This is a genomic window from Delftia sp. Lp-1 (assembly GCF_020523835.1).
Lineage (GTDB): Bacteria > Pseudomonadota > Gammaproteobacteria > Burkholderiales > Burkholderiaceae_C > Comamonas > Comamonas acidovorans.
In genome coordinates this window covers 560,571-587,017 of record NZ_JAJALJ010000003.1, presented here as the reverse complement: position 1 = coordinate 587,017, position 26,447 = coordinate 560,571, and the positions used below count along the sequence as shown (strand labels likewise).

Sequence of the window (26,447 nt, the reverse complement as noted above, 5' to 3'; positions counted from 1 at the left end):
GGAGATTTTCCATGCACAGCTCTGTTCAAAAATGGTCCGCCGAATTCCTCGGAACCCTGTGGCTGACCCTGGGCGGCTGCGGTGCGGCCGTGCTGGCCGCCGCCTTCCCGCAGGTGGGCATCGGCCTGGTCGGCGTCTCGCTGGCCTTCGGCCTGACGGTGCTCACGGGCGCCTATGCCTTCGGGCCCATCTCGGGCGGGCACTTCAACCCGGCCGTCTCCGTGGGCCTGGCCATGGGCGGGCGCTTTGCCTGGAGCGAACTGCCGGGCTACATCGTCTCGCAGGTGCTGGGCGCCATCACGGGCGCGGCCATCCTCTATGTGATCGCCACGGGCAAGGCCGGCGCCGACATCGGCGGCTTTGCCACCAACGGCTACGGCGCGCATTCGCCGGGCGGCTACGGCATGACGGCAGCCCTGGTCACCGAGGTGGTGATGACCGCCTTCTTCATCCTGGTCATCCTGGGCGCCACGGCCAAGCGCGCGGCAGCCGGCTTTGGCGGGCTGGCCATCGGCCTGTGCCTGACGCTGATCCACCTGATCTCGATTCCCGTGACCAACACCTCGGTCAACCCCGCGCGCAGCACGGGCCCGGCCCTGTTCGGCCCCGAGATCGCCATCTCGCAACTGTGGCTGTTCTGGGTGGCCCCCATCGTGGGTGCGCTGATCGGCGCCGTGATCTACAAGGCCCTGCTGGCCAACCCGGCCAACGAATAAGGCCAGGGACGGGCGCTGCAGGCGCCTCGCAGCAGACTCAAGCGGCTGGAGACAGCCGCTTTTTTCATTGAATCTTTGGTGAAACACGGTTTTCGTTTGTTGCATGGCGGCAACGCGAAGGACTTTTACCCAGGGCAAACAGGCCAACTTTACGAAGCAGAAACCGAACACTAGTGATTCGCAATAACAATCCGCGGGCTTTCATCGGAGTGAACATGAGCAAAATCCAACAAATCCTCCCCCCAGCGAACCTCACCCAGCTGGCCCTTGCCGCTGCCCTGTGCCTCGCGGGCACCTCGGCCTTCGCGCAGACCAGCACCACGCTGGGCACCGTGAACGTGACGTCTTCGACCGAAGCGCCCGTCAAGACCGACAACGCCTCCTCGGCCAAGTTCACGGCCCCGCTGGTGGACACGCCCAAGACGGTGCAGGTCATCAACGAGGAAATCATCAAGCAGACCGGCGCGACCAGCCTGCAGGAAGCCCTGCGGTCCACGCCCGGCATCACCTTCGGCAACGGCGAAGGCGGCAACCCCTCGGGTGACCAGCCCTTCATCCGCGGCATGGATGCCCAGGCCAGCACCTTCGTGGACGGCATGCGCGACATTGCGGCCGGCACGCGCGAAGTGTTCAACCTGGAAGCGGTGGAAGTCATCAAGGGCGCCGATTCGGCCTACGCAGGCCGTGGCGGCGCTGGCGGCTCCATCAACCTGGTGACCAAGAAGGCCAGGAACGAGAACTTCATCAGCGGCGACGTGGGCCTGGGCACGGACAGCTACCGGCGCGCCACCATCGACGCCAACCGCGTGCTGGGCGAAGGCGTGGGCCTGCGCCTGAACGCCATGGTGCACGACGCCGACGTTCCCGGCCGCAGCGGCCCCGAGAACAAGCGCTGGGGCATTGCCCCCACGGTGACCTTCGGCATGGGCACGCCCACCGAGGTTTCGCTGTCCTGGCAGCACCTGCAGACCGACAACATTCCCGATGGCGGCGTGCCCTACCTGTACAGCAGCACGGCTGCGGCCGGCCTGCGCGGCGGCAGCGTGGTGCGTCCCACCTACGGCAACAACCGCGACAACTGGTACGGCCTGACCAGCCGCGACTACGAAAAGGAAAAGAGCGACCTGTTCACGGCCACCGTGGAACACAAGTTCACCGACACCCAGAAGTTCCGCAACAGCCTGCGCTACAGCAAGACCGAACAGGACTACCTGTGGACCCAGCCCGACGACAGCAAGGGCAATGTCGTCAATGGCTATGTGTTCCGCCGTGGCAATGCACGCGTGGCCGACATCAAGACGCTGCAGAACCTCTCGGAATTCACGGGCAAGGCCCAGACCGGCAGCGTGGGCCACAGCTACTCGTTCGGCCTGGAACTGTCCAAGGAAAAGGCAGAATCCCGCACGGCTGCCGTACAGACCACCAACACCACCTGCACGGCCGCCAGCCTGTGGTGCGCCTCGCTGAACAACCCTGACAGCAGCCCGCTGTGGAACCTGCCCGTGACGCTGGGCGATCCCAGCCACAACCAGATCGACACCGTGGCGCTGTACGGCTTCGACACGCTGAAGTTCAATGACCAGTGGTTGCTCAATGCCGGCCTGCGCATGGACCACTACAAGATCAGCTCCTCCGGCCCCGCCGGCCGCACCACGCCGGCCTATGACCTGAGCCGTTCGGACACATTGTTCAACTACCAGCTGGGCCTGGTCTACAAGCCGGCCACCAACGGCAGCATCTACGCCAGCATCGGCACCTCCTCGCGCCCCGGCGGCTCCATGCTGGGCAACGGCAACGAGGACCTGGGCATCTCCACCGACCAGCTGGCCAACCTCGCTCCCGAGAAGACCCGCTCGCTCGAGCTGGGCACCAAGTGGGACCTGATGGAAAAGCGCCTGGCGCTGACCGCCGCGCTGTTCCGCAACGACGTGACCAATGCGCGCATCACCGAAAACGGTGTCACCTACATGGGCGGCAACAAGGTGGTCAACGGTGTGGAGCTGGGCTTTACGGGCAGCGTGCTGCCGGGCCTGAGCGTCTTCGGCGGCTACACCTACATGGACAGCGAGCAGAAGAACGCAGGCGCGGGCAGCGTGGCCAATGGCCAGCCCTTCCCCAACACGCCCAAGCACAGCTTCAGCCTGTGGACCAGCTACAAGCCCATGGCCAAGCTGACCGTGGGCCTGGGCATCTACGCCCAGAGCAGCGTGAACCAGAGCTACATCCTGTCCACGGTGGATGGCGGCATCGTCACCAAGGGCGCCAGCGGCTATGCGCGCTACGACGCCATGGTGGCCTACCAGATCGACCGCAACCTGACCGTGCAGCTGAACCTGTACAACCTGGGCGACAAGGTCTACTACAGCGGCATCCGCTCGCCCCACTACGCGACCATGGCCGCAGGCCGCTCGGCCGTGGCCTCGCTCAAGTGGACGTACTGATCTGCTGATCGCCCCGGGCGAACGCGCAGCGGCTTGACGCTGCGCAGATCACCGCAAAGCCCCGCAGGCCATCGCCGCCTGCGGGGCTTTTTTGCGGGACACTCGCTGATTCCCCCTGAGGACCGCCTGCCATGATGCTCCGCATACCCGCCCTGCTCAGCCCCGACGAAGTGCGCCAGTGCCGCCAGGCGCTGGAGCAGGCCCCGTGGCAGGACGGCCGCGCCACGGCCGGCCCTCTGGCGGCCCAGGTCAAGGCCAACCTGCAGCTGCCGCTGGACAGCCAGGCCGGCCAGGCGATCGGCAACCTCATCCTCGACAAGCTGGGGGCCAGCGCGCTGTTCATGTCGGCCACCCTGCCGCTGAAGGTGCTGCCGCCGCGCTTCAACCGCTACGAGGGCGGCGGCACCTATGGCAACCATATAGACAACGCCATCTTCACCATCCCCGGCACGGCCATCAAGGTGCGCAGCGATGTCTCCACCACCGTGTTCTTCAGCGAGCCCGACGAGTACGAAGGCGGCGAGCTGATCGTGGAGGACACCTTCGGCCACCAGAGCGTGAAGCTGGCCGCAGGCGACGCCATCGTCTACCCCGGCACCAGCCTGCACCGCGTCAACCCCGTCACGCGCGGCACGCGCTACGCCAGCTTCTTCTGGACGCACAGCCTCGTGGCCTCGGACGAGAAGCGCCGCCTCCTGTTCGACCTGGACCAGCAGATCCAGCAACTGACGGTGCGCCACCCGGGCGACCCCGCGCTTTCCGCGCTGTCCGGCACGTACCACAACCTGTTGCGGATGTGGTCGCAGGCCTGACGCCGCAGGAGCCCAGGCCCGGCATGTAGGTCTTGTCGAGCAGGTTGCCGGGAATGGAGCGCACTCCAAACACCGGCACCGCCACAAGTGAGTGCGGCCCGTTGCGCAAACGTGCGCAACGGGCCGCAGGGGATGCTCACGCGGTGTCAGAAGCTCTCGTGTGCACCCAGGTAGCGCCACTGGCCCACAGGCAGGTTGCCCAGCGTCACGCGGCCGATGCGGATGCGCTTGAGGCCCACCACGCGCAGGCCCACCAGTTCGCACATGCGGCGGATCTGGCGCTTCTTGCCTTCGGTCAGCACAAAGCGCAGCTGCTCGGGGTTCTGCCAGTCCACCTTGGCGGGCTTGAGTGCCTCGCCGTCCAGCGACAGGCCATGGCACAGGCGTGCCAGCTGTTCGGCCGGGAACACGGATTGCACGTCGATGTCGCGGTCACCGTAGGTCACGCGCACTAGGTACTCCTTGTCCATCTCCGAGTCTTCGCCAATGATCTGGCGCGCCACACGGCCGTCCTGGGTCATGACCAGCAGGCCCACGGAGTCGATGTCCAGCCGGCCGCAGGGCGCCAGGCCCTTGAGCTGCGCGAAGTTGAAGCGCGTGCGGCTGGTGTCCTGGTTCCAGTGGTTCTGGGGCGTGACCAGGACCACGGCGGGCTCGTGGCCGTCCTCGGCCTGGCCGCTGACATAGCCCATGGGCTTGTGGATCAGGATGGTGACCTGCTGGTCCTGGCGCTCGCGCGCTTCGCGCTCGACGGTGATGCGGTCGGCCGCCACCACGTTCTGGCCCATCACGGCGAGTTCGCCATTGACGCGGACCCAACCCTTGTCCACCCACTCGTCGGCTTCGCGGCGCGAGCACAGGCCCATGTCGGCCAGGCGCTTGTTGATGCGCACGCCACCGGGAACCTGCTCCTGCAGCGGCTCGGGAGCACGCTTGACGGGGATTTCACGGCTGGCGCCACCGTCGGCAGGACGGTAGGTGCGGATGCCGCTGAGCGGACGGTAGGCGGGCTCGGCCTGGGGCGCCTCGTCGCGGCGCGGGCCACGGGCGTCGTCGCGGCGCGGTCCGCGCGCATCGTCACGGCGGGGGCCACGGGCGTCGTCACGAGGACGGTCGCGGAAACCACCTTCACGCGGGCCGTCACGGGGTCCGTCGCGCTGGCCGTCACGTTGGCCATCGCGTTGACCATCACGCGGACGCTCATCGCGCTGGCCATAGGGCCGGTCGCGGCGATCGTCCGGGCGGGGCGGGCGCGGGGGGCGGGCATCGCGCGTATCACGGGCATCGCGCATGTCGCGCTGCTCGCGCGGGGCACGGTTTTCGCCGCCGCCCTGTTCGCGCCAGTCGCCACGCGGCTGGGAACGGTCCAGGTCCTCGGCACGGCCGAAACCGCTGCTGCGCGGGCGCTGGTCACGGGCGTCGTCGCGGGGTGCTGCACCGCGGGCATCGCCTCGGGGTGCCCCACCGCGGGCATCGCCGCGAGGGGGGGCATCACGGCGGTCGGAGCGCTCGTAGCGATCATTGCGGCCACCACGGTCGCCGCCACGTTCATTGCGGTCGTTGCGGTCACTGCGCGGGCCGCCGCGTGCGCCCGCAGATTTGCCCGCGCCACCCGAAGGGCGGCGGGCATCGCCAGCCGGCTCGGCCTGTGGCTTTTCGGGGCGGCGCAGCACAGGGCGCGCGGAGGGCGCTGCCGCCTCGTCGGCGCCGGGCCGGGACGGTTTGGAAGAAGTAGGGGATGACATTAGACCGCCATTGTCGCGCGGCAAGGCCCGCAGCGGCTGCGCCCTGCGGCCAATACGGGCATTGCGCTCGGCTATCGGGCGGCCTGCGGGCAGGCCGCCAGGCGCCCCTTGCCAGCCCCGCCGCCCGGCCCTGCGCCCCGGCGGGCTCGCCATGTTCCGCACCACTCATTCATGTCCCATGCAATGCGCCTGGCGGCCGACCCATCCCGATCGCTGTATCCGGCGCGATATGCACAACCGGATGAATCCTCAATGAAAAATCGACAAGAAGCGAATCACATCGGCAAAACATCTTCAATCCGGCCGATTGGGATCTTGCAATGCACGGCATGCGATATGTAAAAAACTGTATTTTATTTGGGCGATTTCATTCATTGACGATTGCGAATCAACCCATTGAGCTTGCCATTGCCCATGCATCTCCCCATAGAATGGCGCCCGTCCAGAAACGGGGGGCTCTTTCGAGACAACAGCCCTTCGCGCAGCGCCTGCTGCGGCATCCAGACCATCCCGCCCGGACTCCCGCCTCATTCAACAAGGAAAACCATGAGCGATACACCCAACCTATCGAATTCCATTCCATTGAAAGAACAATTCAAGGCGCTGCTTATCACCAAGCCGGACTTGACTGGAATCGAGTGGTCCGATATGGAGACCGCTATCGGCCCGAATGCTGAAAAATACCGGCCACTGTGGGAGCGCATGGTCAGCGGGAAAAAGGGATTTTTCGCATCCATGAGTCCCTGCTGGACTGCCATTCCCTTCATGGGCGTTTCCTGGGCCATTGCGCGCCGCGTCTACGCCTATGCCGTGGTGGCCTTCATCACCCTGTTGATCATCAATCTGCTGATGCCCGGCACGGGCGGCGCCGGGCGCGTGCTCGGCATCGCGGTGGCCATCTCGTTCACGGTCAAGCGCACCTACCTGCAATGGCTGGTCACGCGCATACAGCAGATCAACCAGAGGGGCCTGGTGGGCGCTGCGCGCGAAGAGGCGCTGCGCCAGATCGGCGGCCTGGACCAGAAGAACGGCTGGATCTCCTTCGGCGTGCTGCTGGCCATCGGCATCGTGCTGGCCGCCTTCTGAAGCGCCAGGCCCACAGATCAGCGGTCCACGGGCAGCCGGTCGCACAGGGCCACCAACTGCGCCAACTGGGGGCCCACATCCCGGATCAGCGTGCGGGCCGGCATGCGCAGGCCCGGCACGGCGCAGTTGAACAGCAGGCGGCGCGACCCGTAGCGGATGCGCGAGGCCGCACCCACGGCGCACACACCCAGGCCGGAGTCGCCCATGTTGACCGCGAAGCCCCGGGCGGCATAGTGCGCCAGGCTTTCGCTGGCGTTGTCCATGCAGCGCGCGTATTCCTCGGGCCGCTGGCTGCGCACGCGGTCCAGGAAGCGCTGCAGTTCCCCGGCATCGAGCTGGGCCAGCCCTGCCCGGCCCATGGCCGTTTCCAGCACGCCGCGCACGGCGCCCACGCCGGGTCGCTTGAGCGTGCCGCCCTCCCAGGCGCAGGTATCCAGGTAGACCACATCCAGGTCCATGACCACGCCCACCGACACCGCCCCCTTCACACGGTCGGCCAGCGCCTGCATGGGCAGGCGCAGCGGGCCGAGCAAGGGCGTATTGATCACATAGGGGTAGCCCAGGGCGACGGCGGCCGGGCCGACGAAGTAGCGGTCCAGCCGCTCGTCATGGTCCAGGTAGCCCATGGTCTGCAGGCTGCGGCACAGCCTGGACACGGTGGGGCGCGGCAGGCCCAGGCGGCGGGCCAGTTCGCTGTTGGCGTGCGGGCGCGGGTCGCTGACGAAGCACTGGAGAATCATCAGCCCCTTGGCCAGCGTGCCCGCGAAATACGGGTCCTGCTCGCGGATGCGGCAGACATCCTGCGAGTCCCTGGGTTGGTGGGCAATGGGGGTGTGGGGCACGTGGCGATTGTGCGGACCACGGCCGCAAAGCCGCAACTGCATTTCAATATTTGAAACTGCATTGCAGCCCTGGTGCCCGCGCTTCCTACAGTGCGGCCCATGAGCCAAGCCCCCACCCCCCATCCCGCCGACGCCCGCCTGCAGGCGTTGATCGCAGACATCCGCCATTTCGTGCGCCACCGCTGGCATCCGCTCGAAGAGCAGATCGAGCGCGACGACAGCATTCCGCCCGCCGTGGTCCAGGAGCTGCGCGACAAGGGCTATTTCGGCTGGAGCATTCCCCAGGCCCATGGCGGCCTGGGCCTGAGCACCGAGGAGCTGGTGCGCTGCGCCTTCGAGCTGTCCCAGGCCTCGGTGGCGCTGCGGGCCCGCGTGGGCACCAACACCGGCATTGGCTCGGAAGCCCTGGTGGCCGACGGCACCGAGGCACAAAAGCAGCGCTGGCTCCCGCGCATGGCGCGCGGCGAGCTCACGGGTTGCCTGGCGCTGACCGAGCCGGACGCGGGCTCGGAGGCGAGCAACATCCAGACCACGGCGCGCCGCGACGGCGACCACTATGTGCTCAACGGCAGCAAGCGCTTCATCACCAATGCGCCGCTGGCCGATGTCTTCACCGTCATCGCCCGCACCGGCGAAGGCAGCACGGGCAGCGAGGGGCTGACGGCCTTCTTCGTGGAGCGCTCGCCCGGCCTGGTGACAGGCCAGCCCTATCGCAAGATGGGCCAGGCGGGCTCGCCCGTGTCCGACGTGCATTTCCAGGACTGCCGCGTGCCGGCCGACCAGATCATCGGCGGGCGCGAGGGCCAGGGCTTCAAGACCGTGATGAAAGTGCTCAACAAGCAGCGCCTGCACCTGGCCGCGCTGTGCACGGGGCCGGCGATCCGCATGCTGGACCTGGCGCTGGCCCATGTGCGCCAGCGCGAGCAGTTCGGCCAGCCGGTGGCGAATTTCCAGCTGGTGCAGGCCATGCTGGCCGACAGCCGCACCGAGATCTTCGCGGCGCAATCCATGATCCTGGAGGCCGCCCGCGCCCGCGACCGGGGCGAGGACGTGGCGCTGTCCGCCTCCATGTGCAAGTACTTCGCCTCCGAGATGTGCGGCCGCGTGGCCGACCGCGCCGTGCAGATGTTCGGCGGCGCGGGCTATGTGGCCGACTTCAGCCCCATCGAGCGCTACTTCCGCGACGTGCGCCTGTTTCGCCTCTACGAAGGCACCAGCCAGATCCACCAGCTCAACATCGCCAAGCTCATGCTGCGCGAGAGCGCCTGACACCGGAGGCCCCCATGACATCCCCCCTCACCTCGAAGCACCTGACCAACCTGGGCCTGCTGGCTGCGCTGTGTGCCTGCGCGCAGGCTGCCCAGGCGGCACAGACGGCCCAGGCGGCTTTTCCCGATCGGCCCGTGCGCGTGATCGTTCCCTTTCCCGCAGGCGGCAGCACCGACCTCGTGGCCCGCGCGCTGTCGGTGGAACTGGGCCAGGCCCTGGGCCAGCCGGTAGTGGTGGAGAACAAGCCGGGCGCGGGCAGCCTGGTCGGCTCGGAACTCGTGGCCCGCGCCGCGCCCGATGGCTACACCCTGCTCATGGCAGGCCTGAGCAATGTCTTCCTGCCCCATGTGCACGCCAACCTCAAGTGGAATCCGCTGACCGACTACGAGTACATCGGCCTGGTGGCGGACCTGCCCAACGTCATCGCCGTCAACGCCAAGACCCCCTACCGCACGCTGGCCGAACTGGTGGCGGCCGACAAGGCCAGGCCCGGCACGCTGTCCTTCGGCTCGGCCGGCACGGCCACGCCCTCGCACCTGGTCTGCGAGATGGTCAACCACCGGCTCGGCACCAAGATGCAGCACCTGCCCTACAAGGGCAACGCCCCGGCCGTCAACGACCTCATGGCCGGCCACATCCCGGTGATGTGCAACAACCTGGGCGGCACCCTGCCCTACATGCAGGGCGGGCAGATCCGCATCCTGGCGCAGACCGGCAAGAGCCGCTCGCCCGCAGCGCCCGACATTCCCACCTTTGCCGAGCTGGGCGTGACCGGCCTGGACACCGGCCTGTGGGTGGGCCTGGCCGCGCCCAAGGGCACGCCGAAGCAGATCGTGGCCACGCTCAACCAGGCGCTGGCCAAGGCCATGGCCTTGCCCGAGACACGCGACAAGCTGGCGCGCCTGGGTGCCACGCCGCTGCCCACGCAGACGGCGGACTTCCACAAGCGCGTGGCCGAAGACCGCCGCGCCTGGGAGCCCGTGCTGAAGAACGTGGACCTGAAAGGCAACTGATGCAGCACCAAGGCTATCCGCTGGAGGGTGTGCGCATCCTCGACATGGCCACGGTGCTGGCCGCCCCCTTCTCGGCCACGCTGTGCGGCGACCTGGGCGCCGATGTCGTCAAGCTGGAGCTGCCCGGCGGCGGCGACACGCTGCGCAGCCTGGCCCCCGTGCACGACGGCCACGCCGTGTTCTGGAAAACCGCCAACCGGGGCAAGCAGGGCATCTCGCTGGATGTGCGCAAGGCCGAGGGCCGCACGCTGTTCCTGCGGCTGATCGAGGATTTCGACGTGCTCGTGGAGAACTTCCGCACCGGCACGCTGGACCGCTGGGGGCTGGACCTGGCCACCTTGCATGCCCGCAACCCGCGCCTCATCGTGCTGCGCCTGACGGGCTTCGGCCAGACCGGTCCCTATGCGCGCCGCCCGGGCTTTGCGCGCATCTTCGAGGCCATGAGCGGCTTCGCCCACCTCACGGGCGAGGCGGTCGGCCCGCCCCAGCACATGAACTACCCGCTGGGCGATGCCGTGGCCGGCCTGTTCGGCGCCTTCTCCATCGCGGCCGCACTGGCCGAGCGCAACGCGCAGCCGCCGGGCGAACGGCGCGGCGTGGAAATCGACCTGTCGGCCACCGAAGCCATGCTGCGCCTGCTGGACCCTCTGGCGGCCGAATTCCAGCTGGGCGGACAGGCACGCAGCCGCACGGGATCGTGCGCGGGCTACACGGCGCCCTCCAACGTCTACCGCACGCGCGACGGCGCCTGGCTCACCGTGGTCGCCACGGGCGACGCCATCTTCACGCGCCTGTGCCAGGCCATGGACCGCGCCGACCTGGCCGCCGACCCGCGCTTTGCGGACAACGCCGCGCGCATCCGCCACCTGCAGGCGCTGGATGCGCAGATCGTGCAATGGTGCGCAGCCCTGGACTGCGCCCAGGCCACGGCCGCGCTGGCCGCGCACGACATTCCGTTCAGCAAGGTCTGCTCGGCCGAGGACGCGCTGCAGGACCCGCATTTCGCGGCACGCGGCAGCTTCATCACCCTGCCCGACCCCGACCTGGGTCCCCTCGCCGCCCCCGCGCCCGTGCCACGCTTCACCGGCCGCCAGGCACCTTCGCCCCGCAGCGGCCCGGCCACCGGCCAGGACAATGCATGCATCTATGCGGCGTTGGGGCTGGATGCGCAGCAGCAGGAGAGGCTGCGGCGCGAAGGCGTGATCTGAGGCCGCAAGTGGGTGGCAGTGGGCGGCGTCAGGCCGCCCGCCGCGCCGCCGCAAACAGCCCGCTGCGCAGCGCTTCCAGGTCGAGCACGCGCAGGCCGCCGTACTCCACGACGATGGCGTTTTCGCGCTGCAGCACGGACAGCGCCTCGTTGACGCGCTGGCGCGACAGACCCACCAGGTAGGCCAGCTCCTGCTGGGTGATGCGCAGCACCTCGCCCACACCCGGGTACAGCAGGGGGTGAAAGAGCGCGGCCAGGCTGCGGGCCACGCGCAGGTCGGGGTTGGTGAGGCGGTCGATTTCGCGGGCCGAGATGAACTGGCCCAGGCGCTCGTTGAGCTGGCTCATGACGAAGCGGTTGAAGCCGATGGAGTGATCCAGCAGCCAGTGGAAGGTTTCTATGGGCAGGCCGCCGACCACGCTGCGGCGTATGGCCTGCACGTTGTAGCGGTAGGGCTCGCGCTTGACGGCCGTGCCTTCGCCGAACCAGCCGCCTGGGGGCAGGCCGGCCAGGGTCATGCTGGCGCCATCGGCGCCGTCGGTGTTCATCTTGAGCAGGCCTTCGACCACGCCGAACCAGTAGGTGGGCGCGCGGCCGGTGCGGCAGACATAGTCGCCGGGCTGGGCGTCGCCGACGACCAGCGCCTTCTGGGCCCGTTCGCGCTCGGCGGGCTGGAGTACGGCCAGCCAGGGAATGCCTTCGAGTTCCTCGGGCCGGGGCGCGCGGCGGCGCTGGTGCAGTGACAGTTCTTGGCTCATGGAGTCGCGGCGAGGGTGCGCGGATCAATCATCAAAACCACCCAAGCATTGCCCGAGCCCGGTGGCTGGCGTGAGCGGGATTTCCAGAAGGACCGCGGCACGCGCACATTCCCGGATGCGCAAGCCCCCAAGCGGGACATGAGACCGTTTTGGCACCTTTTGTTACGGCGCGTTTTCCCGATGATGAGTTTCCCGCGGATTGTCGTCAAACAGACACCACGGCGTCAAAGCCAGTCCTAGGATGCAGTCCAAGCCGGTAGGTCACAGCCTGGGCATCTGCACCATGCGGCCACCATTCACGAACATCCAAGGACATGGAATGACGACCACGTTCCCGCACCTGCTGCTCCAGCATGCCGCCCAGCGCCCCCAGGCGCCGGCGCTGCGCGAGAAGGAATACGGCATCTGGCAGACCTGGAGCTGGAGCGAGGCCGCCGAGACCGTGCGCCACATGGCCTGCGGCCTGGCGGCGCTGGGCCTGGCACGCGGCCAGAATCTGGCCTTCATCAGCGACAACCGGCCCCATGTCTACATGGGCTTCATTGCCGTGCAGGCGCTGGGCGGCGTACCGATCCCGCTGTACCAGGATGCCGTGGCCGCCGAGATGCGCTTCGTCATCGAGGATGCCGAGATCGACTTCGCATTTGCCGAGAACCAGGAGCAGGTCGACAAGCTGCTGGAGGTGCGCGAGAGCGTCTCCGGCCTCGGCCACATCATCTATGACGACCCGCGCGGCCTGCGCCACTACGACCAGCCCGGGCTGATCAGCACCGAGGCGCTGCTGCAAAAGGGCCAGGAGTGGGATGCCGCACACCCGGGCGCCTGGGATGCGATGCTGGCCGCGCTGTCGCCCGACGATGTCTCGGTCATCCTCTACACCTCGGGCACGACCGGCAAGCCCAAGGGCGTGTGCCAGACGCACCGCAGCTTTGGCGAGTCGGCACGCGGCGGCGTGCAGGTGGACCGCCTGGGACCCGGCGACAACGTGATCTCCTACCTGCCCCCGGCCTGGGTGGGCGACCATCTGTTTTCCTTCGCGCAGTGGCTGGTGGCGGGCTTCACCATCAACTGCCCGGAGTCGGCCTCGACCGTGTCCATCGACCTGCGCGAGATCGGCCCCAGCTACTACTTCGCGCCACCGCGCATCTTCGAGGGCATGCTGACCTCGGTGTCCATCCGCATGGAGGACGCCGCGCCCTTCAAGCAATGGATGTACGGCCGCGCCATGGCCGTGGCGCGCCGCGTGGGCTCGGACATCCTGGACGGCAAGAAGGTGGGGACGCTGGACCGCCTGAAGTACGCGCTGGGCGACCTGTGCATCTACGGGCCGCTGCGCAACGCCATGGGCCTGTCGCGCATCCGCGTGGCCTATACGGCGGGTGCGGCCATCGGGCCCGAGCTGTTCCGCTTCTTCCGTTCCATCGGCATCAACCTCAAGCAGCTCTACGGCCAGACCGAGACCTGCGCCTATGTGTGCATACAGCGCGACGGGCAGGTGGAGCTGAGCAGCGTGGGCCAGGCCGCACCGGGCATCGAGCTGAAGATCGCCGACAACGGCGAGGTGCTGCTCAAGGGCGTGTCCGTGCTCAAGGAGTACTACAAGCGCCCCGACGCCACGGCCGAGGTGGTGGATGCCGACGGCTGGTTCCACACGGGAGATGCCGGCGTGATCGACGCCAGCGGCCAGTTGCGCATCATCGACCGCGCCAAGGACGTGGGCAAGACCAGCCGGGGCGCCATGTTCGCGCCCAACTACATCGAGAACAAGCTCAAGTTCTTCCCACAGATCAAGGAGGCCGTGTGCTTCGGCCACGGCCGCGACCAGGTCTGCGCCTTCATCAACATCGACTACGAGGCCGTGGGCAACTGGGCCGAGCGCCAGGGCCTGCCCTATGGCGGCTATGTGGACCTGGCATCGAAGGCCAAGGTGCTGGAGATGGTGGCCGACTGCGTGGCCCAGGTGAACGCCGACCTGGCCGCCGAAGCCGGCATGGCCGACACGCAGGTGGCGCGCTTCCTGGTGCTGCACAAGGAGCTGGACCCCGACGACGACGAGCTGACCCGCACGCGCAAGGTGCGCCGCGGCTTCATTGCCGACAAGTACGGCGTGCTGGTCGATGCGCTGTACACGGGCAAGCGTGAGCAGTTCATCGAGACCCAGGTCAAGTTCGAGGACGGCCGCACCGGCAGCGTCAGCGCCACGCTGTCCATCATCGATGCCAAAACCCATTCGGTGGCTGCCACCGCCAGGGCCTGACCGGAGCCGCTGACATGACCCACAAGAAGATCGGCGATGTCATCCTCGACATCAAGAACATCAGCCTGCGCTTTGGCGGGGTGAAGGCGCTGACGGACATCTCGTTCGATGTGCGCGAGCACGAGATCCGCTCCATCATCGGCCCCAACGGCGCGGGCAAGAGCTCGATGCTCAACTGCATCAACGGCGTGTACACCCCGTCCGAGGGATCGATCACCTTCCGGGGCAAGACCTTCAGCCACATGAACAGCCGCCAGGTGGCCGAGATGGGCGTGGCGCGCACCTTCCAGAACCTGGCGCTGTTCAAGGGCATGAGCGTGATCGACAACATCATGACCGGCCGCAACCTGCAGATCAAAAGCGGCATCCTGATGCAGGCCCTGCGCCTGGGCCCGGCCCAGCGCGAGGAGATCCGCCACCGCGAGTTCGTCGAGCACATCATCGACTTCCTGGAGATCCAGGCCTATCGCAAGACCCCCGTGGGCCAGCTGCCCTACGGCCTGCAAAAGCGCGTGGACCTGGGACGCGCCCTGGCCATGCAGCCGCAGGTGCTGCTGCTGGACGAGCCCATGGCCGGCATGAACGTGGAGGAAAAGCAGGACATGTGCCGCTTCATCCTCGATGTCAACGACGAGTTCGGCTCCACCATCGTGCTGATCGAGCACGACATGGGCGTGGTCATGGACATCAGCGACCGCGTCGTGGTGCTGGACTACGGCAAGAAGATCGGCGACGGCGCGCCCGACGAGGTGCGCCAGAACGAAGACGTGATCCGCGCTTACCTTGGCACAGGCCATTGAGGGGACTGACATGGGATTTTTTCTGGAAACCTTGTTCGGCGGCCTCATGGTGGGCACGCTGTACGCGCTGATCGCCATTGGCTTCGTGCTGATCTTCAAGGCCTCGGGCGTGTTCAACTTCGCCCAGGGCGCGATGGTGCTGTTCTCGGCCCTGGCCATGGCGCGCTTTTCCGAGTGGATCCCGAAGTGGATCGGCATGGAGCCGGGCTGGTTCACCAACCTGCTCGCCATCTGCGTGTCGCTGGCCATCATGGTGGTCGTGGCCTGGGTGATCGAGCGGCTGGCGCTGCGCCACCTGGTCAACCAGGAGCCCATCACGCTCTTAATGGCCACGCTGGGCATCGCCTACCTGCTCGACGGCCTGGGCCCGATGATCTTCGGCAGCGCCGTCTACAGCATCAACGTGGGCATGCCCAAGGACCCCATGTTCATCCTCGACGGCCTGTTCGAGGGCGGCGTGCTGCTGAGCCAGGAAGACCTGTACGCGGCCTGCATCGCCGCGCTGCTGGTGGCCGCGCTCAGCGTGTTCTTCCAGAAGACCAAGACCGGCCGCGCGCTGCGCGCCGTGGCCGACGACCACCAGGCGGCCCAGTCCATCGGCATCCCGCTGTCGCGCATCTGGGTCATCGTCTGGTCGGTGGCCGGCGGCGTGGCCCTGGTGGTGGGCATCATCTGGGGCTCCAAGCTGGGCGTGCAGTACTCGCTGTCGCTGGTGGCCCTGAAGGCCCTGCCCGTGGTGATCCTGGGCGGCCTGACCTCGCTGCCCGGCGCCATCATCGGCGGCCTGATCATCGGCGTGGGCGAGAAGCTCTCCGAGGTCTACCTGGGCCCCATGGTCGGCGGCGGCATCGAGACCTGGTTCGCCTACGGCCTTGCCCTGTGCTTCCTGCTCGTGCGGCCCCAGGGGCTGTTCGGCGACAAAATCATTGATCGCGTTTGACCGTTACGGAGAACTTGCACCATGTTTTATCGTGAGAACGGTCAATTCAAGACGACCTACGCATCCGACCAGCAGATCTTCGGCGTCGCCCAGGACCGCTGGGCCATCGTGGCGCTGCTGGCCGTCGCCTTCCTGGTGATTCCCTTCAGCGTCAGCGACTACACCTTCCAGGCCGTGCTGATCCCCTTCCTGATCATGTCGCTGGCGGCGCTGGGGCTGAACATCCTGGTCGGCTACTGCGGCCAGATCTCTCTGGGCACCGGTGCCTTCATGGCCGTGGGCGCCTACGCGGCCTACAACCTGCAGGTGCGCTTCGAGGGCATGCCGCTGCTGGTGGCCCTGATCGGCGGCGGCGTGCTGGCCATGGTCTTCGGCGTGATCTTCGGCCTGCCCAGCCTGCGCATCCGCGGCCTGTACCTGGCCGTGGCCACGCTGGCCGCCCAGTTCTTCGTGGACTGGCTGGCCAGCCGCGCGGCCTGGGTGACGAACAACTCCTCCTCGGGCTCGGTGAGCGCAGGCCCGCTGTCCATCATGGGCTGGAAGATCGACACGCCCATGGAGAAGTACCTGCTGTGCCTGGGCATCCTGTGCGTGCTGGGCCTGGCCGCCAAGAACCTGGTGCGCGGCGCCATCGGCCGCGAGTGGATGGCCATGCGCGACATGGACGTGGCCGCCAGCGTGATCGGCATCCGCCCGACCTACGCCAAGCTCAGCGCCTTTGCCGTGAGCAGCTTCATCGTCGGCGTGGCCGGCGCGCTGTGGGGCTTCGTTCACCTGGGCGCCTGGGAGCCCGCGGCCTTCAGCCTGGACCGCTCGCTACAGCTGCTGTTCATGATCATCATCGGCGGCCTGGGCTCGGTGGTGGGAAGCATCTTCGGCGCGGCCTTCTTCGTGCTGCTGCCGCTGCTGCTCACCCAGGTGCCGCACTGGATGGGCCTGCCGCTGTCCACGGCCACGGCGACCTACCTGGAGCACATGATCTTCGGTGCGCTGATCGTGTTCTTCCTGATCGTGGAGCCGCATGGCCTGGCAAAACTGTGGGCGACCGCAAGACAAAAACTGCGTGTCTGGCCCTTCCCGCATTGAGTTGATCTGTATCGAGACAGGGCGCCACAGAGTGCCGGATAACCGGGGAATCTTCCCCAGCCAACTAGGAGACAACGTCATGATGTTCAAGAAAGTCGCCATCGCCGCTGCCACGGTCGCTGCTGGAATCGGCGCTCTCGTGGCCGCCCCTGCCGCACAGGCCCAGGACCAGTTCGTGCCGCTGCTGGTCTACCGCACGGGCCAGTTCGCGCCGCTGGGCATTCCATGGGCCGATGGCAAGCAGGACTACATCAAGCTGGTCAACGCCAAGGGCGGCATCAATGGCGTGAAGATCGCATACGAGGAATGCGAGACGGCCTACGACACGGCCAAGGGCGTGGAGTGCTATGAGCGCCTGAAGGGCAAGGGCGGCGGCGCTGCCGGGTTCGACCCGCAGTCCACCGGCATCACGTTCGCCGTGACGGACAAGGCGCCGGGCGACAAGATGCCCATCATCACCACGGGCTATGGCCTGTCGCAGTCGGCCGACGGCAAGGTTTTCGAGTGGAACTTCCCGCTGCTGGGCAACTACTGGACGGCGGCCGATTCCATCATCCAGGACATCCTGAAGAAGGAAAAGGGCAGCCTCAAGGGCAAGAAGATCGCCCTGGTCTACCATGACTCGCCCTATGGCAAGGAACCCATTCCGCTGCTGCAAAAGCGCGCCGCCAAGGAAGGCTTCGACCTGACGCTGCTGCCCGTGACGGCGCCCGGCGTGGAGCAGAAGTCCACCTGGCTGCAGATCCGCCAGCAGCGCCCCGACTACGTGCTGCTGTGGTCGGCCGGCGTGATGACGCCCACGGCCGTGCGCGAGGCGCAGGCCACCGGCTACCCGCGCGAGAAGATGTACGCCATCTGGTGGGCCGGCTCGGACCATGACGTGAAGGACATCGGCGCCGGCGCCAAGGGCTACAACACCGTGACCATCCACAACACGGCCGAGCACGACAAGGTGCACGACGAGGTCAAGGCCATGGTCTACGACAAGGGCCAGGGCACGGCCACCGACGCCAAGGAACTGGGCGCCATGGCCCACACGCGCGGCATGGTGATCTCCATGCTGCAGGTGGAGGCCATCCGCACGGCGCAGGAAAAGTACGGCAAGGGCAAGGTCATGACCTCCGAGCAGGTGCGCTGGGGCCTGGAGAACCTGAACCTCACGCAGGAGCGCCTCAACGAACTGGGCTTCGGCAAGATCATCCGCCCCGTCAAGACCAGCTGCGACAACCACCTGGGCACCGACTGGTCGCGCATCGCCCAGTGGGACGGCGCCAAGTGGAAGGTGGTCTCCGACTGGTACCAGGCCGACAAGTCCATGGTCGAACCGCTGGTCAAGGAGTACGCGGACAAGTACGCCAAGGAAAAGAACGTAAAAGCTAGAACTTGCACCCCCTGAGGCGCTTGCGCGCCTTCCCTCTCTCCCCGTTTCGTGGGGGAGGGGGACGACACCCTCGGTGCGCGGCGGCCCTTCCTCGGTGTCCCTGAGTTGGGGCATGCCCCGCGCAGAGATGCTTCGAGAGTTGCGGCCCCGCACTCCGCTTTCGTATCAACGCCCATGGACGACGCCATGACCACCGCACCCACCTCCGCCCCGGCCGCCAGCGATCCGCTGCTCGTGGTCAATGGCATCGAAGTCATCTACAACCATGTGATCCTGGTGCTCAAGGGCGTTTCGCTCCAGGTGCCGCGCGAGAGCATCGTGGCCATTCTGGGCGGCAACGGCGCGGGCAAGACCACGACGCTGCGCGCCATCTCCAACCTGCTCAAGGGCGAGCGTGGCGAGGTGACCAAGGGCACGATTGAGCTGGAGGGCGAGCGCATCGAAAGCCTCACGCCCTCCGAGCTGGTACAGCGCGGCGTGGTCCAGGTCATGGAGGGGCGGCACTGCTTCGCCCACCTGACCATCGAGGAAAACCTCATGACCGGCAGCTACACGCGCACTGACAAGGGCGAGATAGCGGCCAACCTCGAGAAGGTCTACAACTACTTTCCGCGCCTGAAGACGCGCCGCACCTCGCAGGCCGCCTACACCTCGGGCGGCGAGCAGCAGATGTGCGCCATCGGCCGCGCGCTGATGGCCAATCCGCGCATGGTGCTGCTGGACGAACCCTCGATGGGCCTGGCCCCGCAGATCGTCGAGGAAGTGTTCAACATCGTCCGCGACCTCAACAGCAAGGAGAAGGTCACCTTCCTGCTGGCCGAGCAGAACACCAACATGGCGCTCAAGTACTCGGACTACGGCTACATCATGGAAAGCGGCCGCATCGTCATGGACGGCGCGGCCTCGGACCTGGCCAGCAACGAGGACGTCAAGGAGTTCTACCTGGGCGTGGGCGGCGGCGAGCGGAAAAGCTTCAAGGACGTCAAGAGCTACAAGCGCAGAAAGCGCTGGCTTGCATGAATACCCCCTGAGTCGCTTCGCGCCTTCCCCCTCTCGCTTCGCGGGGGGGACGACACCCTCGGTGCGGGGCGGCCCTTCCTCGGTGTCCCTGGGTTGGGCCGCGCCGGTTTCAAGGGCAACGGACGGAACACAGCCCTCTGGATTTTTTGACACACCCCTGCCCAGTCCCTGCCAGCCCTTTTCCACCAACAGGAATTGCCATGAGTGCCTTCTACGACGCGCTGGAGACGCGCACCCCTGACGAACGCGAAGCGGCGCTGCTGGCCGCCCTGCCCCGGCAGATCGCCCATGCGCAGCAACACTCTGCCGCCTTCGCCCGGATCCTGGCCGGCGTCGATGCCGCGCAGATCACCAGCCGCGAGGCCCTGGCCCGCCTGCCGGTGACGCGCAAGTACGAGCTGCTGCAGCGCCAGGCCGAGCAGCGGCCCGCGCAGATCTTCGGCGGCTTCAACGCCATTGGCCTGGGCCAGCCCATGCCGCGCCTGTTCTGCAGCCCCGGCCCCATCTACGAGCCCGAAAGCCGCCGCCCCGACTACTGGCGCATGGCGCGCGCGCTGCATGCCTCGGGCTTTCGGCCCGGCGAACTGGTGCACAACTGCTTCAGCTACCACTTCGTGCCCGCGGGCTCGATGATGGAAAGCGGCGCCCATGCGCTGGGCTGCACGGTGTTCGCAGGCGGCACGGGCCAGACCGAGCAGCAGGTGCAGGCCATGGCCGACCTGCGGCCCGCCGGCTACGTGGGCACGCCCAGCTTCCTCAAGATCATTGTGGAAAAGTCCCTGGAGATGGGCCTGCCCATCCCCTCCGTGACCAAGGCCATGGTCTCGGGCGAGGCCTTCCCGCCCTCGCTGCGCGACTGGCTGGCCGAGCGCGGCATTGCCGGCTACCAGTGCTACGCCACGGCCGACCTGGGCCTGATCGCCTACGAGACCGAGGCGCGCGAAGGCCTGGTGCTGGACGAGCAGGTCATCGTCGAGATCGTGCGCCCCGGCACGGGCGACCCGGTGGCCCCCGGCGAGGTGGGCGAGCTGGTGATCACCACATTCAACCCCGACTACCCGCTGATCCGCTTCGGCACGGGCGACCTCTCTGCCGTGCTGCCCGGCCAGTGCCCCACGGGCCGCACCAACGCGCGCATCAAGGGCTGGATGGGACGCGCCGACCAGACCACCAAGGTGCGCGGCATGTTCGTGCACCCGGGCCAGATTGCCGACGTCGTGCGCCGCTTTCCGCAGGTGGGGCGGGCAAGGCTGGTGGTCACGGGCGAGATGGCCAATGACCAGATGCAGCTGCTGGTCGAAACCCGCGAAACCTCACCGGGCCTGGCCCAGCAGCTGTCCGATGCGGTGCGCGAAGTGACCAAGCTGCGCGGCGACGTGCAGATGGTGCTGCCGGGCACCCTGCCCAATGACGGGAAGGTCATTGAAGACGCGAGGTCGTACAAGTAGCCACCGAGACGCGGGGGACGGCGGCCGAGCAGCCGTCGCAGACCCTGAAAACATGACGCCTGTCAAGCCTCCAAGGGTTTGCACTAGATCAATGGCAAGGGAATCTGCTGCGGCGCAATAGAAACAATTCTTAAAATTCGTCTCCTCGTGCATTCGGTTTCTTTTGCGTGTTTGCCCTTTAGGGCGAAAACGCATCGCCCCGTATCATTTGCACGCCATTCACCTGGAGACACTATGAAAGCATTGTTCAAGATCGCAGCCATCGCCCTGGCAGCCGGCGCAGCCATTGGCGCTCATGCGCAGGACTATCCTGCCGCAGGCAAGACGATCACCCTCATCGTGCCGTTCACCGCAGGCGGCCCGACCGACAAGGTGGCCCGCGATCTGGCCGAGTCCATGCGCAAGCACCTGAACAATGCCACCATCGTGGTGGACAACGCCGACGGCGCCGGCAGCACCATCGGCACGGCCAAGGCCGCACGTGCCCGTCCTGATGGCTACACGCTGCTGATCAACCACATCGGCATGTCCACGATCCCGTCGCTGTACCGCAAGCTGTCGTTCAACGTGCTCAACGACTTCGAGTACGCCGGCATCATCAACGACGTGCCCATGACGCTGATCGGCCGCCCCAGCCTGCCGGCCAAGAACTTCGCCGAGGTCAAGGACTGGATCGGCAAGAACCAGGGCAAGGTCAACCTGGCCAATGCCGGCATCGGTTCCGCCTCCCACCTGTGCGGCCTGATGCTGCAGTCGGCCATGAAGACCGAAATGACGCCCGTGCCCTACAAGGGCGCTGCGCCGGCCATCGCCGACCTGATCGGCAACCAGGTCGACCTGCTGTGCGACCAGACCACCAACACCACGGGCCAGATCACGGCCAAGAAGGTCCAGGCCTATGCCGTGACCACGCCCAAGCGCCTGGTCATGCCCGCACTGAAGGACCTGCCGACGCTGGCCGAAGTGGGCGTGCCCGACTTCCAGGTCACCATCTGGCACGGCCTGTACGCCCCCAAGGGCACGCCGGCCGACATCGTCAAGAAGGTCAACGAGGCCATGAAGGCCGCCCTGAAGGACCCCGAGTTCATCAAGCGCCAGGAAGCCCTGGGCGCCGTGATCGCCAGCGACGGCCGCATCGAGCCCGAAGGCCACAAGAAGTTCGTCCAGGCCGAGATCGAGAAGTGGGGCAAGGTCATCAAGGCAGCCGGCACCTACGCCGACTGATCCCGAGGACCACCACCGCGACGGATCGCCCAGTTGCAACCACGATCAAGCCCGGCTTCGGCCGGGCTTTTTCGTTGGCGGGAGCCGCGCGACAGCAGCGACGCAGGCTCAGGGCGCCGGCCCGCGCAGCGCCATCACGGCCTGCCAGCTGCCGCCGCGCTGGCTTGCGTTGTAGAGGTTGCTCTGCGTGTTGCCGGGACCTTCGTAGTAGCTGCCGCGCATCAGGCATTGCGATCCCGAGGCCGTGCAGTGCACGAGTTCGACGCCGAACATCAGCGCCGGCCGGCCGCTGGCCCGGTCCAGCACCAGCTCGCCGCCCTTGCCCACGTCGCAGGCCGAAGCCGGCCGCACCTGGCTCTGGCCGCTGAGCAGGGCCAGCGTGCCGGCATCGGGGTCCAGCAGCGCCCAGCCCCGGCCGTTGCCTATGCAGTAGGCCGCCGCCTTGGGGCCGAGGTTGGAGGCGTTGTCCAGAAACAGCAGCGAATACACGGCAGCCGCCGCTCCCGGAGGTGCCTGCGGGCCGGTGGGTGCCTTGGGCCTGTCGGCACAGGCGGCCAGTGCCAGTGTGGCGGCCAGCGCGCCCAGCCAGGGCAGGAATCGGGAGGAATGACGGAGGCGGTGCATGGAAGTCCTTTCTTTCTCGCAATCTGCGTGCGTGTTTAACACGGCGCGCGGCCCCTGCTGCGGCTCAGGCCGGGCCTTCGAGTTCGGCATGCCGCCGCTCGAACAGTTCAATGAGGTGGTCGGCCACGGCCCGCACCCGCCGCGAATGGGCAAGGTCGGCATGCATGGCAAGCCAGATCGGTTGGTCGGCGCCCAGCTGCGGCTCCACGCAGACCAGCCCCGCCTGCCGCGCCAGGAAATGCGGCAGCACGGCCAGGCCCAGGCCCGCCTGGGCCGCGGCCAGCTGCGCGGACAGGGTGTTGGTCTCCAGCCGGCAGGGACGCCCGTGCAGGGCGCGCGCCATCCAGCGTGCGGCGGGCAGGTGGGCGTGGCTGTCGTCCCAGCCGATGAAGGCATCGCCCTCGAACGGGTCCGAGCCGCTCCGGCCAGCGCGGCCAGCAACATGGCCGGCCGATCCGTACAAGCCGAAACCCAGCGTTCCCAGGCGCCGGATCGTGACGTGGCCAGCCTCGGGCTGGGTCATGCGCACGGCCAGGTCGGCGTCGCGCCGGTGCAGGTTCAGCGTCTGCACGCCGCTGACCAGCTGCACGCGCAGACCCGGGTGGCGGGCGAACAGAGGGACCAGCGAGGGCGCGATCAGCGGGTTGGCCAGGTTCTCCGCCGTGGCCAGCCGCACCACGCCTGCGACCTGTGCCTGGCTTTGCGCGGCATCGCCCAGGGCCTGGGCAGCCTGCTCCAGCGCCTCGGCAGGGGCCAGCAGTGCCTGGCCGTCGGCCGTGAGCCGATAGCCGCTCTGGTGGCGGCTGAACAGGGGCATGGACAGCGCGGACTCCAGCCGGTCCAGCCGGCGCGAGACCGTGGCCACGCCCAGCCCCAGCTCGGCCGAGGCACCGCTCAGGCTGCCGGCGCGGGCAATGGCCAGGAAGATGCGGGCGTCGTCCCACTGCAATGGAATGCTCCTTTGTTTTCGGAAATGCTTTCCGAAAATGGAAGATCAAAGCGCGATTTTGTCAGTAGGCAAGGCCGCTTCGGAAAACCATACTGGCCCCTTGTTTCAGCAAGAGGATACGCAATGCAACAACGCAAACTTGGCCACGATCTGCAGGTGTCCGCCCTGGGCCTGGGCTGCATGGGCATGAGCGAGTTCTATGGTCCGCGCGACGACGCCCTGGCGCTGCAGGCGCTGGACCATGCCGTGGAGTCCGGCATCGACTTCCTGGACACGGCCGATGTCTACGGGCCGCACCACAACGAGGAGCTGATCGGCCGCTTCCTGGCCACGCGCCGCCCGCGCGTGAAGATCGCCACCAAGTTCGGCATCGTGCGCAAGGCCGGCGAGTACCGGCGCAGCATCGACAACAGCGCGCAGTACGCACGGCAAAGCTGCGAGGACTCGCTGCGGCGCCTGGGCGTGGAGCGCATCGACCTGTATTACGTGCACCGCGTCGATGCCACGCGGCCCATCGAAGAGACCATGCAAGGCCTGGTGCGCCTGGTGCAGGAGGGCAAGATCGCCCGCATCGGCCTGTGCGAGGTCAGCGCGGCCACGCTGCGCCGCGCCCATGCCGTGCACCCGGTGGCGGCGGTGCAGACCGAGTATTCGCTGTGGACGCGCGAGGTGGAGGACGAGGTGCTGCCCGCCTGCCGCGAGCTGGGCGTGGGGCTGGTGGCCTATTCGCCACTGGGGCGCGGCTTTCTCACGGGGCGCTTTCATGGCGGCACGGCCTTCGAGCAGGGCGATTTCCGCGCCAGCCTGCCGCGCTTTCAGCCCGGCAACATCGACACCAACCAGGCCCTGGTGGGCGCCGTATCGGCCCTGGCGCAGCGCAAGGGCAGCACGCCTGCGCAGATCGCCCTGGCCTGGCTGCTGGCCCAGGGGCCGGACGTGGTGCCCATTCCGGGCACCCGGCGCATCGCCCATCTGCAGGACAACCTGGGTGCGCTGTCCGTGGCACTGACGCCCGGCGAGCTGGACGAGCTGCGGCGCGCCAGCGACGAGCTGCCCGTGGCCGGGCAGCGCTATACGGAAGAAGGCATGAAGGGCATCAACGCCTGACGTGCCAGCGGGAGGCGCCGGCTACCAGGTGACGTCGCTGTTCTCGGCGGCGCTGCGGCGCAGCATGTCGATCATGGGCGCAGCGCGCTGGCGCAGGCTGACGGCATCGCGTGCGCCCGGTGCGGCATTGTCCTGGTCGCCATCCTGCGCATCCTCTTCCTGGTTGGCCTTGCGGCGGGCGTCGTCGTCGGCGACGGCGGCCTCCAGCGCCTCGATGGCGGCGGGAATCTGCTGCACCGTGATGATGCCGCTGGCGCCGGGCGTCTTGCCGACGATCTCCAGGACCTGGCGGCCGTTGGATTCGAGCATGATGACGTCGGCCGTGGCACGGGACTTGAACTTGTAGAGCATGGCTATCCTTTTTCTGTGTGGCGTGTCATGCACTCAGCGGTACATGTACTCGCGGTTGAAAGCATAGTCCGATTGAGCCCCCACCATGGGTCCCGACTGGAGCCGTCCATCGGGATGCGTGCACAGCATCTGGTGCAGGGCGATCCAGCCGCGCTCGAATCCCATGGCGCAACCCGCCAGATAGAGCCGGTAGGCGCGCAGCACCTTGGCGGCACCTTCGGCGTCGGCATGCTGCTCAAGGATACGCTGCGCCTGCGGCAGCCGGGCTTCCAGTGCGTCGGACCAGTTCCACAGCGTGCGTGCGTAGTGGGGCCGCAGGTTCTCCGTGTCCACCATTTCCAGCCCGCTGTGGCCCATGTCGTGCAGCACGCGGCTCACATGCATGAGCTCGCCGCCGGGGAAGATGTAGCGGTCGATGAACTCGCCCATGCCCGCGCCCAGCTCGGTGTTGTCCACGCCGCCCGCCGTGATGCCGTGGATCAGCGCCATGCCGCCCGGGCGCAGCAGGCGGTGCACGGTCTGGAAGTACTCGGGCAGCTGGGCCTGGCCCACATGCTCGAACATGCCCACCGAGCCTATCTTGTCGAAGGGCTGGGCGGGCGCCAGCGCGCGGTAGTCCAGCAGTTGCATGTCCACCTTGCCCTGCAGGCCGCGCTCGGCAATCAGCTGCTGCACGTAGCGGTGCTGGTTGTGCGAGAGCGTGATGCCCGTGGCCGTGACGCCGTAGTGCTCGGCCGCCCACAGCAGCAGCGCGCCCCAGCCCGCGCCGATGTCCAGGAAGCGCTCGCCGGGCCGCAGGTCCAGCTTGCGGCAGATGTGCTCCAGCTTGGCCTCCTGGGCCTGGGCCAGCGTCATCTGCGGATCGCGGAAGTAGGCGCAGGAATAGACGCGGCGCGGGTCCAGCCACAGGCCGTAGAAGTCGTCGGAGATGTCGTAGTGGAACTGGATCTGCTGGGCGTCGCGCGCCAGCGTGTGCGCGGCCATGGAGCGCATGCGGGCCATGGCATGCCCCCACCAGTGCGATGTGCCGCGCACCGGATCGGACTGCAGCAGGCTGGCGGCCACCGCCATCACGTCGCGCATGCGGCCATCGATGCGCACCATCCCTTCCACGATGGCACCGCCCAGTGTCCCTATCTGCCCGGCCGCCAGGCTGGCCATGGCCGACATGGTCTGGAAATGCAGCACCACCTGCGCATCCGCAGGACCAGCGCGCTGGCCGGACGGCAGGATCACGGCCACGGGAACAGGGAGAGACGCCAGCCGCGCCTCGATGGAGCTCAGCACTTGTGTCATGGCGTTCATTTTTGACAGCAAGGCGCACTGCGTCAATCGCAGCCTGGGCTGTGCATGGCGGGGCATGGCGCCCCA

23 protein-coding genes are annotated in these 26,447 nt (G+C 67.4%); 16 read left to right on the top strand and 7 right to left on the bottom strand.

What is annotated here, in order from left to right; genetic code table 11:
• Positions 1 to 11: 11 nt before the first annotated feature.
• The 3 genes from aqpZ (at position 12) to LGR64_RS23640 (ending at position 3,969) form a co-directional block, all read left to right on the top strand.
• Positions 12 to 716 carry an aquaporin Z gene (gene aqpZ / locus LGR64_RS23650; RefSeq protein WP_012203105.1) on the top strand — a complete coding sequence of 235 codons (705 nt, stop codon included), beginning with the start codon at positions 12 to 14 and terminating at the stop codon, positions 714 to 716.
• A gap of 215 nt (positions 717 to 931) precedes the next feature.
• A complete protein-coding gene (locus LGR64_RS23645; RefSeq protein ID WP_141830546.1) occupies positions 932 to 3,157 on the top strand; it encodes a TonB-dependent receptor in 2,226 nt (741 codons plus the stop codon).
• Between the two features lie 131 nt (positions 3,158 to 3,288).
• Complete coding sequence (locus LGR64_RS23640) at positions 3,289 to 3,969, top strand: Fe2+-dependent dioxygenase (protein WP_230357129.1); 681 nt, start codon at positions 3,289 to 3,291, stop codon at positions 3,967 to 3,969.
• Positions 3,970 to 4,115: 146 nt separating this feature from the next.
• Here the strand turns inward: LGR64_RS23640 and LGR64_RS23635 are convergent, their stop codons facing one another.
• On the bottom strand, positions 4,116 to 5,714 hold the full coding sequence (locus tag LGR64_RS23635; RefSeq protein ID WP_230357127.1) for a pseudouridine synthase: 1,599 nt from the start codon (positions 5,712 to 5,714) through the stop codon (positions 4,116 to 4,118).
• A 735-nt stretch (positions 5,715 to 6,449) separates the two neighbouring features.
• On the opposite strand from LGR64_RS23635, the gene LGR64_RS23630 reads away from it, so the two are divergent.
• Positions 6,450 to 6,800 carry a hypothetical protein gene (locus LGR64_RS23630; protein ID WP_230357125.1) on the top strand — a complete coding sequence of 117 codons (351 nt, stop codon included), beginning with the start codon at positions 6,450 to 6,452 and terminating at the stop codon, positions 6,798 to 6,800.
• Between the two features lie 17 nt (positions 6,801 to 6,817).
• Here LGR64_RS23630 and LGR64_RS23625 read toward each other — a convergent pair whose 3' ends face one another.
• A complete protein-coding gene (locus LGR64_RS23625; protein ID WP_013804345.1) occupies positions 6,818 to 7,684 on the bottom strand; it encodes an IclR family transcriptional regulator in 867 nt (288 codons plus the stop codon).
• A 57-nt stretch (positions 7,685 to 7,741) separates the two neighbouring features.
• Between LGR64_RS23625 and LGR64_RS23620 the strand changes: the two genes are divergently transcribed.
• Genes LGR64_RS23620 through LGR64_RS23610 form a run of 3 tightly spaced genes read left to right on the top strand, consistent with a single transcriptional unit; the run spans position 7,742 to position 11,132 of the window.
• Positions 7,742 to 8,911: an acyl-CoA dehydrogenase family protein gene (locus LGR64_RS23620; RefSeq protein ID WP_230357123.1), complete on the top strand. Its 1,170-nt coding sequence runs from the start codon at positions 7,742 to 7,744 to the stop codon at positions 8,909 to 8,911.
• A gap of 14 nt (positions 8,912 to 8,925) precedes the next feature.
• Positions 8,926 to 9,924: a Bug family tripartite tricarboxylate transporter substrate binding protein gene (locus LGR64_RS23615; RefSeq protein ID WP_230357121.1), complete on the top strand. Its 999-nt coding sequence runs from the start codon at positions 8,926 to 8,928 to the stop codon at positions 9,922 to 9,924.
• Positions 9,924 to 11,132, top strand: a complete 1,209-nt coding sequence (locus tag LGR64_RS23610) for a CaiB/BaiF CoA transferase family protein (RefSeq protein WP_230357119.1) — start codon at positions 9,924 to 9,926, stop codon at positions 11,130 to 11,132. Before LGR64_RS23615 ends, LGR64_RS23610 begins: the two co-directional genes overlap by 1 nt.
• 28 nt (positions 11,133 to 11,160) lie before the next feature.
• Here LGR64_RS23610 and LGR64_RS23605 read toward each other — a convergent pair whose 3' ends face one another.
• Positions 11,161 to 11,889: a Crp/Fnr family transcriptional regulator gene (locus LGR64_RS23605; protein WP_012203091.1), complete on the bottom strand. Its 729-nt coding sequence runs from the start codon at positions 11,887 to 11,889 to the stop codon at positions 11,161 to 11,163.
• Positions 11,890 to 12,208: 319 nt separating this feature from the next.
• Between LGR64_RS23605 and LGR64_RS23600 the strand changes: the two genes are divergently transcribed.
• The 8 genes from LGR64_RS23600 to LGR64_RS23565 all read left to right on the top strand — a co-directional run bounded on the left by LGR64_RS23600 (position 12,209) and on the right by LGR64_RS23565 (position 22,045).
• Positions 12,209 to 14,146: an AMP-dependent synthetase/ligase gene (locus LGR64_RS23600; RefSeq protein ID WP_013804349.1), complete on the top strand. Its 1,938-nt coding sequence runs from the start codon at positions 12,209 to 12,211 to the stop codon at positions 14,144 to 14,146.
• 14 nt (positions 14,147 to 14,160) lie between these two features.
• A complete protein-coding gene (locus LGR64_RS23595; protein ID WP_012203089.1) occupies positions 14,161 to 14,946 on the top strand; it encodes an ABC transporter ATP-binding protein in 786 nt (261 codons plus the stop codon).
• A 10-nt stretch (positions 14,947 to 14,956) separates the two neighbouring features.
• Positions 14,957 to 15,886: a branched-chain amino acid ABC transporter permease gene (locus LGR64_RS23590; protein WP_016446594.1), complete on the top strand. Its 930-nt coding sequence runs from the start codon at positions 14,957 to 14,959 to the stop codon at positions 15,884 to 15,886.
• A 21-nt stretch (positions 15,887 to 15,907) separates the two neighbouring features.
• Complete coding sequence (locus tag LGR64_RS23585) at positions 15,908 to 16,972, top strand: branched-chain amino acid ABC transporter permease (protein WP_012203087.1); 1,065 nt, start codon at positions 15,908 to 15,910, stop codon at positions 16,970 to 16,972.
• Positions 16,973 to 17,051: 79 nt separating this feature from the next.
• Positions 17,052 to 18,368 (top strand): ABC transporter substrate-binding protein, encoded by a 1,317-nt coding sequence (locus LGR64_RS23580; protein WP_013804351.1) that lies wholly within the window; start codon positions 17,052 to 17,054, stop codon positions 18,366 to 18,368.
• Between the two features lie 171 nt (positions 18,369 to 18,539).
• On the top strand, positions 18,540 to 19,373 hold the full coding sequence (locus tag LGR64_RS23575; RefSeq protein ID WP_016446597.1) for an ABC transporter ATP-binding protein: 834 nt from the start codon (positions 18,540 to 18,542) through the stop codon (positions 19,371 to 19,373).
• A gap of 200 nt (positions 19,374 to 19,573) precedes the next feature.
• A complete protein-coding gene (locus LGR64_RS23570) occupies positions 19,574 to 20,821 on the top strand; it encodes a phenylacetate--CoA ligase family protein (RefSeq protein ID WP_088165950.1) in 1,248 nt (415 codons plus the stop codon).
• Between the two features lie 234 nt (positions 20,822 to 21,055).
• Positions 21,056 to 22,045 (top strand): tripartite tricarboxylate transporter substrate-binding protein, encoded by a 990-nt coding sequence (locus LGR64_RS23565; protein ID WP_034390099.1) that lies wholly within the window; start codon positions 21,056 to 21,058, stop codon positions 22,043 to 22,045.
• A gap of 108 nt (positions 22,046 to 22,153) precedes the next feature.
• Here the strand turns inward: LGR64_RS23565 and LGR64_RS23560 are convergent, their stop codons facing one another.
• Positions 22,154 to 22,669, bottom strand: coding sequence for a hypothetical protein (locus LGR64_RS23560; protein ID WP_141830559.1), 516 nt, complete (start codon positions 22,667 to 22,669; stop codon positions 22,154 to 22,156).
• Between the two features lie 64 nt (positions 22,670 to 22,733).
• The gene (locus tag LGR64_RS23555; RefSeq protein ID WP_141830561.1) at positions 22,734 to 23,618 is read right to left on the bottom strand and encodes a LysR family transcriptional regulator; all 885 of its coding nucleotides are present in this window, start codon (positions 23,616 to 23,618) and stop codon (positions 22,734 to 22,736) included.
• Between the two features lie 123 nt (positions 23,619 to 23,741).
• Between LGR64_RS23555 and LGR64_RS23550 the strand changes: the two genes are divergently transcribed.
• Positions 23,742 to 24,725 (top strand): aldo/keto reductase, encoded by a 984-nt coding sequence (locus LGR64_RS23550; protein WP_141830563.1) that lies wholly within the window; start codon positions 23,742 to 23,744, stop codon positions 24,723 to 24,725.
• Between the two features lie 21 nt (positions 24,726 to 24,746).
• Here the strand turns inward: LGR64_RS23550 and LGR64_RS23545 are convergent, their stop codons facing one another.
• Together LGR64_RS23545 and LGR64_RS23540 are read right to left on the bottom strand one after the other, a co-directional pair.
• On the bottom strand, positions 24,747 to 25,076 hold the full coding sequence (locus LGR64_RS23545) for a DUF1840 domain-containing protein (RefSeq protein ID WP_034390088.1): 330 nt from the start codon (positions 25,074 to 25,076) through the stop codon (positions 24,747 to 24,749).
• A 33-nt stretch (positions 25,077 to 25,109) separates the two neighbouring features.
• Positions 25,110 to 26,438 (bottom strand): class I SAM-dependent methyltransferase, encoded by a 1,329-nt coding sequence (locus LGR64_RS23540; protein ID WP_141830565.1) that lies wholly within the window; start codon positions 26,436 to 26,438, stop codon positions 25,110 to 25,112.
• Positions 26,439 to 26,447 lie beyond the last annotated feature (9 nt).

Bases quoted from the DNA above. Each gene is read 5' to 3' on its own strand.
- aqpZ (WP_012203105.1), top strand. From the start codon at position 12: ATGCACAGCTCTGTTCAAAAATGGTCCGCCGAATTCCTCGGAACCCTG.
- LGR64_RS23645 (WP_141830546.1), top strand. From the start codon at position 932: ATGAGCAAAATCCAACAAATCCTCCCCCCAGCGAACCTCACCCAGCTG.
- LGR64_RS23640 (WP_230357129.1), top strand. From the start codon at position 3,289: ATGATGCTCCGCATACCCGCCCTGCTCAGCCCCGACGAAGTGCGCCAG.
- LGR64_RS23635 (WP_230357127.1), bottom strand. From the start codon at position 5,714: ATGTCATCCCCTACTTCTTCCAAACCGTCCCGGCCCGGCGCCGACGAG.
- LGR64_RS23630 (WP_230357125.1), top strand. From the start codon at position 6,450: ATGAGTCCCTGCTGGACTGCCATTCCCTTCATGGGCGTTTCCTGGGCC.
- LGR64_RS23625 (WP_013804345.1), bottom strand. From the start codon at position 7,684: ATGCAGTTGCGGCTTTGCGGCCGTGGTCCGCACAATCGCCACGTGCCC.
- LGR64_RS23620 (WP_230357123.1), top strand. From the start codon at position 7,742: ATGAGCCAAGCCCCCACCCCCCATCCCGCCGACGCCCGCCTGCAGGCG.
- LGR64_RS23615 (WP_230357121.1), top strand. From the start codon at position 8,926: ATGACATCCCCCCTCACCTCGAAGCACCTGACCAACCTGGGCCTGCTG.
- LGR64_RS23610 (WP_230357119.1), top strand. From the start codon at position 9,924: ATGCAGCACCAAGGCTATCCGCTGGAGGGTGTGCGCATCCTCGACATG.
- LGR64_RS23605 (WP_012203091.1), bottom strand. From the start codon at position 11,889: ATGAGCCAAGAACTGTCACTGCACCAGCGCCGCCGCGCGCCCCGGCCC.
- LGR64_RS23600 (WP_013804349.1), top strand. From the start codon at position 12,209: ATGACGACCACGTTCCCGCACCTGCTGCTCCAGCATGCCGCCCAGCGC.
- LGR64_RS23595 (WP_012203089.1), top strand. From the start codon at position 14,161: ATGACCCACAAGAAGATCGGCGATGTCATCCTCGACATCAAGAACATC.
- LGR64_RS23590 (WP_016446594.1), top strand. From the start codon at position 14,957: ATGGGATTTTTTCTGGAAACCTTGTTCGGCGGCCTCATGGTGGGCACG.
- LGR64_RS23585 (WP_012203087.1), top strand. From the start codon at position 15,908: ATGTTTTATCGTGAGAACGGTCAATTCAAGACGACCTACGCATCCGAC.
- LGR64_RS23580 (WP_013804351.1), top strand. From the start codon at position 17,052: ATGATGTTCAAGAAAGTCGCCATCGCCGCTGCCACGGTCGCTGCTGGA.
- LGR64_RS23575 (WP_016446597.1), top strand. From the start codon at position 18,540: ATGACCACCGCACCCACCTCCGCCCCGGCCGCCAGCGATCCGCTGCTC.
- LGR64_RS23570 (WP_088165950.1), top strand. From the start codon at position 19,574: ATGAGTGCCTTCTACGACGCGCTGGAGACGCGCACCCCTGACGAACGC.
- LGR64_RS23565 (WP_034390099.1), top strand. From the start codon at position 21,056: ATGAAAGCATTGTTCAAGATCGCAGCCATCGCCCTGGCAGCCGGCGCA.
- LGR64_RS23560 (WP_141830559.1), bottom strand. From the start codon at position 22,669: ATGCACCGCCTCCGTCATTCCTCCCGATTCCTGCCCTGGCTGGGCGCG.
- LGR64_RS23550 (WP_141830563.1), top strand. From the start codon at position 23,742: ATGCAACAACGCAAACTTGGCCACGATCTGCAGGTGTCCGCCCTGGGC.
- LGR64_RS23545 (WP_034390088.1), bottom strand. From the start codon at position 25,076: ATGCTCTACAAGTTCAAGTCCCGTGCCACGGCCGACGTCATCATGCTC.
- LGR64_RS23540 (WP_141830565.1), bottom strand. From the start codon at position 26,438: ATGCCCCGCCATGCACAGCCCAGGCTGCGATTGACGCAGTGCGCCTTG.